The 11689-nt window shown below is 56.4% G+C and carries 11 protein-coding genes; 5 read left to right on the top strand and 6 right to left on the bottom strand.

Features of this window, described 5'->3' with window-relative positions; all coding sequences use genetic code 11:
- The first annotated feature begins 126 nt into the window (after positions 1-126).
- The 5 genes from AC2FNB_RS08770 to AC2FNB_RS08750 all read left to right on the top strand — a co-directional run bounded on the left by AC2FNB_RS08770 (position 127) and on the right by AC2FNB_RS08750 (position 5726).
- Positions 127-1044: a Hint domain-containing protein gene (locus AC2FNB_RS08770; RefSeq protein ID WP_496745734.1), complete on the top strand. Its 918-nt coding sequence runs from the start codon at positions 127-129 to the stop codon at positions 1042-1044.
- Positions 1045-1083: 39 nt separating this feature from the next.
- A complete protein-coding gene (mtgA, locus tag AC2FNB_RS08765; RefSeq protein ID WP_480749060.1) occupies positions 1084-1824 on the top strand; it encodes a monofunctional biosynthetic peptidoglycan transglycosylase in 741 nt (246 codons plus the stop codon).
- 58 nt (positions 1825-1882) lie between these two features.
- Positions 1883-2548: an FtsZ-binding protein FzlA gene (fzlA, locus tag AC2FNB_RS08760; protein WP_480749058.1), complete on the top strand. Its 666-nt coding sequence runs from the start codon at positions 1883-1885 to the stop codon at positions 2546-2548.
- A 70-nt stretch (positions 2549-2618) separates the two neighbouring features.
- Complete coding sequence (gene queG / locus AC2FNB_RS08755; protein ID WP_480749057.1) at positions 2619-3650, top strand: tRNA epoxyqueuosine(34) reductase QueG; 1032 nt, start codon at positions 2619-2621, stop codon at positions 3648-3650.
- A gap of 72 nt (positions 3651-3722) precedes the next feature.
- Positions 3723-5726, top strand: a complete 2004-nt coding sequence (locus AC2FNB_RS08750) for a hydantoinase/oxoprolinase N-terminal domain-containing protein (RefSeq protein WP_496745731.1) — start codon at positions 3723-3725, stop codon at positions 5724-5726.
- 41 nt (positions 5727-5767) lie between these two features.
- Here the strand turns inward: AC2FNB_RS08750 and msrA are convergent, their stop codons facing one another.
- The 6 genes from msrA to ade form a co-directional block, all read right to left on the bottom strand.
- On the bottom strand, positions 5768-6280 hold the full coding sequence (gene msrA, locus AC2FNB_RS08745; protein ID WP_480749055.1) for a peptide-methionine (S)-S-oxide reductase MsrA: 513 nt from the start codon (positions 6278-6280) through the stop codon (positions 5768-5770).
- Positions 6280-6726 (bottom strand): peptide-methionine (R)-S-oxide reductase MsrB, encoded by a 447-nt coding sequence (gene msrB / locus AC2FNB_RS08740; protein ID WP_480749054.1) that lies wholly within the window; start codon positions 6724-6726, stop codon positions 6280-6282. Before msrB ends, msrA begins: the two co-directional genes overlap by 1 nt.
- 138 nt (positions 6727-6864) lie before the next feature.
- The gene (locus AC2FNB_RS08735; RefSeq protein WP_496745728.1) at positions 6865-7743 is read right to left on the bottom strand and encodes a DMT family transporter; all 879 of its coding nucleotides are present in this window, start codon (positions 7741-7743) and stop codon (positions 6865-6867) included.
- A gap of 157 nt (positions 7744-7900) precedes the next feature.
- The gene (locus AC2FNB_RS08730; protein ID WP_117871130.1) at positions 7901-8188 is read right to left on the bottom strand and encodes an HU family DNA-binding protein; all 288 of its coding nucleotides are present in this window, start codon (positions 8186-8188) and stop codon (positions 7901-7903) included.
- A gap of 130 nt (positions 8189-8318) precedes the next feature.
- Positions 8319-9782, bottom strand: coding sequence for an AMP nucleosidase (locus tag AC2FNB_RS08725; protein WP_496745726.1), 1464 nt, complete (start codon positions 9780-9782; stop codon positions 8319-8321).
- Complete coding sequence (gene ade, locus AC2FNB_RS08720; RefSeq protein WP_496745724.1) at positions 9779-11581, bottom strand: adenine deaminase; 1803 nt, start codon at positions 11579-11581, stop codon at positions 9779-9781. Before ade ends, AC2FNB_RS08725 begins: the two co-directional genes overlap by 4 nt.
- Positions 11582-11689 lie beyond the last annotated feature (108 nt).

Genomic DNA, 11689 nt, shown 5'->3' with positions numbered 1-11689 from the left:
TGATGCCGGTTGCAGAGCGGCCAAAATCTTGCGAAATTCCCAAAAAACGACCAGTTGTTACCCCAATTTGGGCTGCTTGACGTGTATTCAGGTAGCATTGTTAGAATTACGAGTTAGGAACGGCGGATGGCCACAACATATTCAGACCAGTTTTTTATCCTGGACCCGGCAAATCCTGTGAACGTCGGATCGACTTTGCAGGTTCAATTTTACGATCTTGTCGACCAAAACGATGATGGTGATGTGGATCGCTTTAACGAAGATTCCGTCAATGGCTTTGACGTCATCCAATCCTGGCCGGGTGATACAGTTACAATCGATGTCCCTGGTGTGGGCGAAGTGACCTATACTGGCACAACCTTTTATCTTGCAGGTGGTCTTAGGGTTTTCACACCCACCGATGGGCAGCTTTTGCAAGAAGGGACATTCGTAAGTTCGACATTCGTAACAACGCAAGGTCCTCTCATTGTCCCGGATGACCTCGGGCCTGCGTGCTTTACGCCAGGGACGATGATCATGACACCGACCGGCGAACAGGCCATCGAAGCCCTTCAGCCCGGCGATTTGGTTGTCACGGCGGACAACGGCCATCAGCCAATACTGTGGATAGGACGCACGCAAGTCATGGCCGAGGGAACCCTTGCACCGATCCGGTTCGAAGCGGGTATTCTTGGTCTGACTCGTCCTCTGATGGTTTCGCCCCAACATCGTATGGTGATCAAAGATTGGCGTAGCGCATATTTTTTTGGTCACAAGGAAGTGCTTGTACCAGCGCATACAATGGTTAACGGAACAACCGTTACTCGGGTCGAAGGCGGGAATGTGGACTATATCCATCTGCTTTTCGCCCAACACGAAGTGATCTTCGCCAATGGCGCGGCCAGTGAGAGCTATTTCCCGGGAAATGCCCTGGCGGCCTCGGACCGAAAAACGCAGGCAGAGATTCTGGCTCTGTTCCCCAAGCTAGATCACGTCAGTTCCCAGGCGTTTCTGGCCACCCGCCCTGTTCTGAAGGCGTATGAGGCTGCATTGGTCGCAATTTAGGGCTTTCTTCTGACGGCCAAGCCCTTTTATAGCTGGGGCATGGCAAAGAAAGCAGCGCGCAAAACAGGCGGCAAAAAGAAAGTTGGTTCACGACAGGGAGGGCGCACGGGGCTGTTGCGTCGGGTCACGCGTATTGCAGCCCTGGTCGCTGCTGGTGTGGCTGGTTTGATTGTGGCGCTTGTCGCACTTTACTCCATTGTCAATCCACCGGTCACCCACACGATCTGGGCAGAATGGCGGCGCTTAGGGAGAATCGAACGCGATTGGGTGGCGATGGATGAAATAGCGCCGGTCATGGCCCGCTCGGCAGTCGCGGCAGAGGATGCGAATTTCTGCCTGCATTGGGGGTTCGACGTAACCGCGATCAGGGCTGCGATCGAACAAGGCAGCGAGCGCGGCGCGTCAACCATCTCACAACAGGTGGTCAAGAACGTGTTTCTTTGGCAGGGGCGCAGTTGGGTTCGAAAGGCGATGGAAACCTCGATCACGCCTGTCGTCGAATTGTTATGGAGCAAGCGCCGTATATTAGAGGTTTATTTGAACGTCGCAGAGATGGGAGAGGGCGTTTTTGGTGTAGAGGCCGCCTCGCGGAAGTACTTTGGTATTCCGGCAGCCGAGTTGTCAGAAACGCAGGCAGCGCGGATTGCTGCAATCCTGCCGTCCCCGCGGCGCAGGTCGGTGACTGATCCATCTGTGCGCGTCCGACGGCGGGCCGCAGCCATCCGTGACGGTGCGGCCACCATCCGCGCAGATGGTCGCTCGGATTGCTTCGAGGATTGAAACCAGAAGGCCAGCAAGGCTATTGCTGGGACACCGTCACTCGTTCGATTGGATTTACATGGCGCGCCTGTTTCACGTTCCCCTGTCTCCGTATTGCCGCAAGGTTCGATTGTCACTTGCGGAAAAGAAAATCGAAGTCGAACTTGTCGAGGAGCGCTATTGGGAAGGAGATCCCGATTTTCTTCGCCGAAACCCTGCGGGCAAGGTTCCGGTTCTTCGGTTGGATGGTCATGTCATGGCTGAAAGCGCTGCGATTTGCGAGTATATCGAGGAAACCCGGCCTGAACCGTCATTGATGCCCAAGCCGCCCGAGGCCCGGTTCGAGGTGCGACGACTGGTGGGCTGGTTTGATGACAAGTTTCACCACGAAGTAACCTCGAAGCTGCTTTACGAGCGGGTCAACAAGAAAGTGACGGGGCAAGGGTATCCGGACAGCAAGAACGTCAAGGATGGTGCCCGCGCCATCAAATACCACCTCGACTATATGGCCTGGCTTCTGGATCACCGACGCTGGCTGGCGGGGGATCAGATGACGCTGGCGGATTTTGCCGCGGCTGCCCATCTGTCGTCTTTGGACTATATATCCGACGTAGACTGGAATCGCAGCCAGGTGGTCAAAGACTGGTATGCCAAGATCAAGTCGCGCCCGGCCTTTCGGTCGATACTGGCGGATCAGGTGCCCGGATTCAGGCCACCTTCGCATTACGCCGATCTTGATTTCTGAGCAGTTTCGGGGGCGCTGCCCCGCCGCCCTGCGGGCGTCTCCCCCGGGGTATTTGGGACCAGAAAGAAGCATGAGCCAGGAGTTGAAGGAAAAGCTGATCGCGATGGCGCTGCAGGAAGGGTTTGTGTCCTGTCGCGTCTGCCGGCCTTGGGATGTGCCGAAGGCACCTGAGCGACTGGCCGCATTTGTTGCATCTGGTTTTCACGGTCAAATGGGTTGGATGGCGGAGCGGATGGCGTGGCGCGGCAATCCAGCGGCGTTGTGGCCGGAAGCTCGGTCAGTGATCATGTTGGCGGAAAGCTACACACCCGAACATGATCCTACAGCCATACTTGCGGAGCGGGAATCCGGAGCAATTTCGGTCTATGCTCAGAACAAGGACTACCACGATCTGGTCAAGAAGCGCTTGAAACGGCTGGCGCGCTGGTTGATTGCCGAAGCGGGCGGCGAGGTGAAAGTTTTTGTGGATACCGCACCGGTTCCTGAAAAGGCGCTGGGGCAGGCGGCTGGCCTTGGTTGGCAGGGAAAGCACACGAATCTGGTAAGCCGGGATTGGGGAAATTGGGCCTTTTTAGGGTCGATTTTCACAACCCTCGATCTGCCTGCAGATGGTGCAGAAAAGGATCGCTGCGGGTCGTGCCGAGCTTGTCTGGACAGTTGCCCCACGAACGCTTTTCCAAGCCCTTATCAGTTGGATGCTCGCCGCTGCATTTCCTATCTCACGATCGAGCACAAGGGCCCGGTGGATGAAGAATTGCGCGGAAAGCTGGGGAATCGCATCTATGGTTGTGACGACTGCCTTGCCGCCTGCCCTTGGAACAAGTTCGCCGTAGCTGCCAGCGACATACGCTATTCTGCGCGCGATGAACTAAAGGCACCAAGGCTGAAAGCACTTGCGGTTCTGGACGACGCGGCCTTTCGACAGATGTTCTCTGGTTCTCCAATCAAACGAATTGGCCGGGACCGGTTTGTGCGAAATGTGCTTTACGCCATCGGAAACTCCGGTTCAGCGGTACTGTTGCCAACCGCGCGTGCGCTGACGGCCGATCCCGACCATGCAGTCGCGGACGCGGCGCGCTGGGCGGTGAAACAGTTGTCATAAATGACGCAAACAGGCTGGACGCATCACGCCAAGTCGCTAAACCCCGCAACAGCGAATAGAAGGAGAGACCCGATGGCGTTAGCTTTGGGTGTGGATACCGGCGGAACATATACTGATGCCGTGTTGGTCAAGGACGAGAAAGAGGTCGTCGCCTCGGCCAAGTCGTTGACTACGCGGGTCGACCTGGCGATTGGTGTGGGCAAGGCGATTTCGGCGGTCCTGGGACAGGCTGGCATATCCGCAAGCGAGGTATCGTTAGCGTCTCTTTCTACGACTCTCGCCACAAATGCGCTTGTCGAAGGCCAAGGCGGGCGGGTGGCGTTGATCTATGTTGGGTTCCGCGACGGTGATCTTGAAAAGCACGGCTTGCGCGATGCGCTGAAAGGCGATCCCGCACTGGAGATTTCCGGCGGGCACAGTCACGCGGGCAATCAGATTCAGCCACTTGATGTCGCGGCCTTGCGGGACTTTCTCGAGACCAACACGGGGATTTCTGGATTCGCGGTTGCGGCACAATTTGCGACACGCAATCCGGCCCATGAGCTGGAAGCGGCGCGGATCATTGCCGAGATGACCGGCGCGCCTGTCACCTGTTCTCATCAGCTTTCGGCCAAGTTGAACGGGCCGAAACGCGCAATAACGGCCGTTTTGAATGCTCGCCTGATCGGTATGATTGATCGACTGATCGGGCGGGCGCAGGATACGCTGCGCGAAATGGGGGTAACCGCGCCGATGATGGTCGTTAGGGGGGACGGTGCTTTGATGAGTGCCGAACAAGCCCGTGAGCGACCAATCGAAACGATTCTGAGCGGCCCCGCAGCCTCGATCGTGGGCGCGCGTTGGCTGACCGGAGTAGAAAACGCGATTGTCTCGGATATCGGAGGAACGACGACGGACGTGGCCTTGATCCGTGACGGAAAACCAGCCATCGATCCGGCAGGTGCGCGGGTTGGCGGATTTCGGACAATGGTTGAGGCCGTCGCTATGCGCACGCACGGTCTGGGCGGAGACAGTCAGGTTCACGTTGTTACCGACGGGTTGGCAGGGGGCGTTTTCCTTGGTCCTCGACGCGTTTTGCCTGTGTCCCTGATTGCTGCAGAAGAAGGCGACGCCATACACGACATCCTTGACGAACAGTTGCGTTCAACATCGGTCAGCGAACACGATGCCCGTTTCGCCCGTATTGTTCCCGGCGTTCCGACCGAAGGAGTTGGCCCGCGAGAAGGGATATTGTTGGAAAGGCTGGGTGATCAGGTTCTGCCGCTGGGAAAGTTGCTGCACACGCGCATGGAAAACAGCGCTCTGGCGCGGTTGGTGGACCGAGGCATTGTTCAGATCTCGGGCGTGACGCCTTCGGACGCTAGTCACGTTCTCGGACGGCTGGATGCCTGGGACACAGACGCAGCCCAAAAAGCGCTGGAACTCTATTCCAGAAAGCGAGTCGGATCCGGTGAAAGGCTGGCAAAGAACGCCGAGGAACTTGCACAGGCAATCATCGATCAACTGACCGAGCAGACAAGTTTAACCCTGTTAGAGACTGCATTCTCCGAAGAAGCAGAGGATTTCGGCCTTCCGCCAGAGCAACTGGCCAGGCATATTCTGACGCATCGAGGGCTTTCCGCGCATCGCGGTTTGCTGGCTTTGGATGCTGCGCTCAACGTGGATGTGGTGGGGCTGGGTGCATCGGCGCCAAGCTATTATCCTGCGGTCGGGAAAAGACTGCGGTCGAATATGATTCTACCGGAACATGCGGGCGTGGCAAACGCGATCGGTGCTGTGGTTGGGCGCGTAACGATCCGGCGAGCCGGTACCGTGACTAGCCCGTCCGAAGGTCGGTTCCGGGTGCATTTGGAGGAGGGGCCTGAAGATTACGGAAACTCGGACGAAGCTCTGGCGTTGCTCGAAGCAGTTTTGCGCGCTGAGACGGAAAGTGCGGCCAAGGCTGCCGGTGCCGAGGATATCCGTGTCATTGTCGAACGCGATATCAAATCTGTGCAGGTCGAAGGGCGACAGGTTTTTGTCGAAGGCATGCTGACGGTCGAAGCCAGCGGCCGCCCGCGCGTCGCAACAAGCTGAAAAAGGCACGGCAAAAACCCGCGCCTTTCCGTTGTCAGAGCCTATTCAGCTGCATCAGCCCGCTTTGGCAGCACCCAATCTGGTCGTGGAAAGTGGCAAGTATAACCGTTGGGTAGGCGAACGAGATAGTCCTGATGCTCCGGTTCGGCTTCCCAAAAATCGCCAACTGGTTCCACTTCGGTCACGACCTTGCCTGGCCATAATCCACTGGCGTTCACATCTGCGATTGTTTCCAGCGCGACTTGCCTTTGATCCTCGTCCACATGATAGATGGCAGAGCGATAGCTCATCCCGATATCGTTGCCCTGACGGTTCACGGTTGTCGGATCGTGAATTTGAAAGAAGAACTCCAACAATTGGCGGAATGAGATTTTTGCCGGATCGAACCAGATCTCGATCCCTTCCGCATGGGTTCCGTGGTTGCGGTAGGTCGCGTTAGGTACGTTGCCACCGGTATAGCCGACCCGGGTTCGATTGACCCCGGGCAGTTTCCGGACCAAATCCTGCATACCCCAAAAACACCCTCCGGCTAGAACGGCCCGTTGTTCGCTCATCAGATATCCTCCACCTGATCCAGATATTCGCCATAACCTTCGGCTTCCATGTCATCACGATGCACAAATCGAAGTGCGGCCGAATTGATACAATATCTTAGTCCGCCATGTTGGCGCGGGCCATCCGGAAAAACATGCCCGAGATGACTTTCGCCGTGTTTTGAACGTACCTCGATACGGATCATGCCCAGGCTGCGGTCTTCAAACTCTTCGACATGGGTGTGTTCGATGGGTTTTGTGAAACTCGGCCAGCCGCAACCGGATTCGTATTTGTGTGTCGACGCAAACAAAGGTTCGCCCGAAACGATATCGACGTAGATGCCGGGTTCTTTGTTGTACAGATGTTTGCCTGTTCCCGGGCGTTCTGTTCCACTGCGTTGCGTGACGTGAAACTCCTCACGGGAAAGTGCGGCGATGGCCTCGTGGTCCTTTTTGTACCGGGTCATGGCCTCTCCTGTTTTGGCTATACTTTCGCAGTAAATGGTGTGCCGATTGCGGAAAGCAAAGACATATTTCAACCTGCTCGCGCAGACGTGCAAGTGGCACGACAGTGGAAACAGTCGGCCAAGTGATGCCTTGGCAATCTATGCGTTTTTTGAAGAAGGTTGCCGTGAGAGTTGCACCGCAAGGATGCCAACTGTGGTTATGGCAACGCCGATGGCATCCAGTATTCCAAGGCGCTCTCCCAGCAGGGCATAGGCGATGGCGACACCGAAAACCGGATTCAAAAAATGAAAGGTGGCCGCACGGGTCGCGCCAATGCGGTTGAGCAATAGAAACCAGACAAATGTGGCTGTCAGTCCGGGAATGAACGTCGTGTAGGCAAAGGCCAGCGCCAGAGGCCAAGTCGGGTTGATCCGAATACTTTCAAAGACCGGTGCGGCAACAAAAAGGATTGCCGATCCAACGAGCATTTGCAACCCGACAACCATCATGAAATTTCCGCCCGACGTGGCCCCTCGCACCGCCAGTGTTGCAAAGGCCAATGCCAATGCGCCAATTCCACACAGGATTACACCAAACGGGTCGATCCCCGCACTGATCCTTTCGCTCATTATCAGGGCAACGCCGACGAAACCTGCCAAAAGCCCCAAGACACCGAGCGGGCGCAGTTTTTCACCGAACAAGACCCAACTGGCCAAAGCGACGATCAACGGCATCGTTGAAGCAATAATGGCCGCCAACGACGCTTCGACAGTCTGCATGGCATAGAAGTTCAGACCCAAATAAAGGGCATTCTGGCAGATTCCAAACAGAATCGTCGCGTACCATTGTGAGCGGGTGAGGCGCCAGTTTTGTCCTATCGCTCTTGCAATCAGGATACCGATCACCCCAGAAATCAGAAAGCGCAAAGCCAACGAAAACAACGGCGATGCATCCGCGACGATAATGCGCGCCGACGTAAAGGCCGATGACCACATAAAGGCAAAGGCCAGCCCCATGGCAATGGCACGAAGATCCAACAAAACCCCCCAACGTGACTGGTCGGACTGTTTCGCATTTTTTGGTGGGTCGCAAGAGATCTGTCGCCAAGTCGCAGCCAAGTGTCGCCAGTTTCGACGTTACAAAAGAAAAAGGGCCGCATCAGCGACCCCTTTCCAAATTCGTGGGTATTACGAATTAGCCATTCACGCTGTCTTTCAGCGCTTTGGCGATGGTCATTTTCACAACCTTGTCGGCTTCCTTGGTAAAGGTCTCTCCGGTGGCGGGATTGCGAACCTGACGCTCAGGGCGCTCACGGCAATAGATCTTGCCAACGCCCGGCAGGGTGACCGCACCGCCGGCGGAAACTTCGCGCGTGATCAGGCCGGTGATGGCCTCCAGTGCGGAGTTTGCGGATTTCTTGTCAGTTCCCATTTCCTCAGCGAGAGCAGCAACCAGCTGAGTCTTGGTCATAGGCTTTGCCATTTCTTGGTCTCCTTACAGTGCCCGATCCATAGGGCCTCACCGCGCAACTGTAACGGCATATTGTGGGGGAACACAACGAATAGTAGCGTCGGAATCCCCAAAAATATGAGGATTTCGTTGCTTTTTTGCTTCACAAAAAGGCCGTTTCGTCGAAAGAACGCAATTTCCGGCTGTGCAATCGTTCCAATGGCATCCCTCTGAGGGCCTCCATTGCTCGGATTCCGATCGCCAGATGGCGGTTTACCTGAGTGTTATAGAAGGATGAGGCCATGCCTGGAAGCTTTAGTTCGCCGTGCAGCGGCTTGTCCGAAACACACAGCAACGTGCCGTATGGAACCCGGAACCTGTATCCGTTTGCCGCGATGGTGGCGCTTTCCATGTCCAGTGCGATGGCCCGCGACTGGCTGAGCCGCTGAACCGGTCCGGACTGGTCGCGCAATTCCCAGTTCCGGTTGTCGACCGAAGCAACCGTTCCGGTGCGCATGATACGCTTAAGCTCATATCCTTCCAGCTCCGTGACTTCGGCCACAGCTTTTTCCAGCGCAATCTGAATCTCGGCAAGGGGCGGGATCGGAACCCATACCGGCAGGTCGTCGTCCAACACCTTGTCTTCCCGCAGATAGGCATGCGCAAGAACGAAGTCGCCCAGCGCCTGAGTGTTCCGCAACCCCGCGCAGTGACCTACCATCAACCACGCATGCGGACGCAGAACCGCGATATGATCCGTCGCGGTCTTTGCATTTGATGGACCGACGCCGATATTGACCAGCGTGATGCCCGATCCATCCGCGCGCTTGAGGTGATAGGTCGGCATTTGCGGCAGCTTCAGCGGGGTGTCGATCGGTGCTTCGGGTTCAAGTATCTCGACGTTCCCAGTGGAAACAAAACTCGTGTAACCGCTCTGCGGATTGGCCAGCTGCGCGCGCGCATAAGCCTCGAACTCGGATACATAGAACTGGTAGTTGGTGAACAAAATGTGGTTTTGAAAGTGTTCGGCTTTCGTGGCGGTATAGTGTTCCAGTCGCGCCAACGAATAATCAATCCGCTGCGCGGTAAACAGCGCCAGTGGACCGGTTCCGTTTTCGGGAACATGGGTCCCGTTGACGATATCGTCATTCGTAGTCGTCAGGTCCGGCACGTCAAAGACATCGCGCAACGTGAAACCTGCCGCGCCCTGATGCGGAACGACTAGATCGGAATTGTTGGCCACCGCGAAATGGACCGGGATAGGCGTGTCGGACGGTCCGATGAACACGGGCTGGTCATGGTTCTTGATCAGCAATGCAATCTGCTGCGTCAGGTAAGATCGGAACAGGTCGGGCCGCGTCACTGTCGTGGCATGATGTCCAGGTTCAGCGACATGACCAAAACTCAGACGGCTGTCGATATGTGCATAAGATGAAGTCTTGATCCGAATTTCGGGGTAAAATGCACGAAAGCGCCCTGACGGTGGCCCGTTTTTAAGAGTTTCCGAGAACCGGTCGCACAGATATTGCGTAGCTTGCTGGTACAACTCTTCCAGCCTTCTTACAGCGGCGTTTGGGTCGGAAAAGGATTCCGTTGCCGGAGATTCGGGTATTCCTATTCTTGTCATTCAAGCGGTTCCAACAGGTCAATCTTTTCAAATGTGCGCACATCGACCAGCCCAAGGTCGGATATTCGAAGTTCGGGAATGACCACCAGCGCCAGCAAAGAGTGCTGCATATAGGCGTTATTCAATTTGCAACCGCAGTCCTGCATTGCATCGACCATGGCCTGAGCCTTGGCCGCAACCAAGGTGGCTGGGCTGTCAGACATCAGGCCGGCAATTGGAAGCTCCACCAATGCCAGTTCTTCGCCATCGCGAAAAATGGTGATGCCGCCGCCAACTTCGGCCAGGCGATTGGCGGCAAGGGCCATCTGTTCCCGATCGGTGCCGACGACAATCATGTGATGGCTGTCATGCGCCACGGTCGAGGCCATTGCCATCCTGCCTTTGTACCCAAACCCGGACACAAAAGCGTTGGTGACTCCTCCGGTTGCTCGGTGCCGTTCGACCAATGCGATCTGGCAAGTCTCGCCATCACCTCCTACCAAACCGTCGACAACCGGAAGTTCAACTTTCAATGCTTTGGTCGGGGCTTGGTTTTCCACCACGCCGATCACATTGGCACGCACCTGGTTTGCGCCGCCGGGAGCATGGATTTCGAAGTCGGCAGAGGTCAGCAAATGCCCTAGATGCACCGTATTTCGGGCCGTGTCCGGCCAGTCGAAATGTGGGCAATCAACCTTGATCTCACCATTATCGGCCACCACCTGCCCCCGCGCGATGACCACATCGATGGGTAAATCCCGCAGATCTGAACTGAGGATAATGTCTGCGCGACGTCCTGGGGTGATGGAGCCGATCTCGCGCTCCAACCCGAAATGTGTTGCTGTGTTGATCGTCGCCATCTGAAGCGCGACCAACGGATCGCATCCGCACGCAATGGCATGGCGGACGACGCGGTTCATGTGGCCTTCATTGACCAACGTGCCTGAATGGCAATCGTCGGTGCACAGGATGAAGTTGCGCGGATCAAGACCCTTTTCCGTAACGGCGGTAATCTGGCTTTCCACATCGTACCAGGCCGAGCCTAGCCGCATCATCGACCGCATGCCCTGACGTACGCGGGCAATGGCATCGTCTTCGCAGGTTCCTTCGTGATCGTCAGCAGGGCCTCCGGCGACATAGGCAGCAAAATCAGGCCCTAAATCAGGTGAAGCGTAGTGTCCGCCAACCGTTTTTCCTGCCCGTTGCGTCGCTGCAATCTCGGCCAGCATCTTGGGATCGGCATTCGATACGCCAGGAAAATTCATCATCTCGCCCAACCCGATGATACCGGGCCAGGCCATAGCTTCGGTCACGTCTTCTGGCGAGATTTCATACCCGGTGGTTTCCAACCCCGGAGCGGAGGGTGCACAGGACGGCATCTGAGTGAAGATGTTGACCGGCTGCATCAACGCTTCGTCATGCATCATGCGTACACCGGCCAACCCCAGCACATTGGCGATTTCATGCGGGTCGGTGAACATCGACGTGGTGCCATGCGGGATCACGGCGCGGGCAAATTCGGCCGGCGTCAGCATACCCGACTCGATGTGCATATGGGCATCGCAAAGTCCGGGGATCATGTAGCGGCCTTGTGCTTCGATAATATGCGTATCGGGACCAATGCAGTGTGACGCATCAGGTCCGACAAAGGCAATCCGACCTTCGGCAATCGCTATCGAATGGTCGGACAGCACTTCGCGACTGTGCACGTTGACCCAGATACCACCGCGGACAACGGTATCCGCTGCCTCGCGTCCTGCGGCAACGGCAATGAGCCGAGGTGCAACGTCGGGCCAGGTTGGGAAAGGTGTGTGTTCCATGGCTCAACTTTCCCGAATGTCAGGACGTGCGCAACCCCTGTGATGCGTTTGTCACCAAAGGATCACGAAACACTGCTTGACCGGCTGATCGGGAACAAGGAAGCTCTC

The organism is Ruegeria sp. BHSB058, from assembly GCF_059613285.1.
This window is presented reverse-complemented; position numbering and strand designations above follow the sequence as displayed.

Coding starts and splice junctions, on each gene's coding strand:
- AC2FNB_RS08770 (WP_496745734.1), top strand. CDS start 127: ATGGCCACAACATATTCAGACCAGTTTTTTATCCTGGACCCGGCAAAT.
- mtgA (WP_480749060.1), top strand. CDS start 1,084: ATGGCAAAGAAAGCAGCGCGCAAAACAGGCGGCAAAAAGAAAGTTGGT.
- fzlA (WP_480749058.1), top strand. CDS start 1,883: ATGGCGCGCCTGTTTCACGTTCCCCTGTCTCCGTATTGCCGCAAGGTT.
- queG (WP_480749057.1), top strand. CDS start 2,619: ATGAGCCAGGAGTTGAAGGAAAAGCTGATCGCGATGGCGCTGCAGGAA.
- AC2FNB_RS08750 (WP_496745731.1), top strand. CDS start 3,723: ATGGCGTTAGCTTTGGGTGTGGATACCGGCGGAACATATACTGATGCC.
- msrA (WP_480749055.1), bottom strand. CDS start 6,280: ATGAGCGAACAACGGGCCGTTCTAGCCGGAGGGTGTTTTTGGGGTATG.
- msrB (WP_480749054.1), bottom strand. CDS start 6,726: ATGACCCGGTACAAAAAGGACCACGAGGCCATCGCCGCACTTTCCCGT.
- AC2FNB_RS08730 (WP_117871130.1), bottom strand. CDS start 8,188: ATGGCAAAGCCTATGACCAAGACTCAGCTGGTTGCTGCTCTCGCTGAG.
- AC2FNB_RS08725 (WP_496745726.1), bottom strand. CDS start 9,782: ATGACAAGAATAGGAATACCCGAATCTCCGGCAACGGAATCCTTTTCC.
- ade (WP_496745724.1), bottom strand. CDS start 11,581: ATGGAACACACACCTTTCCCAACCTGGCCCGACGTTGCACCTCGGCTC.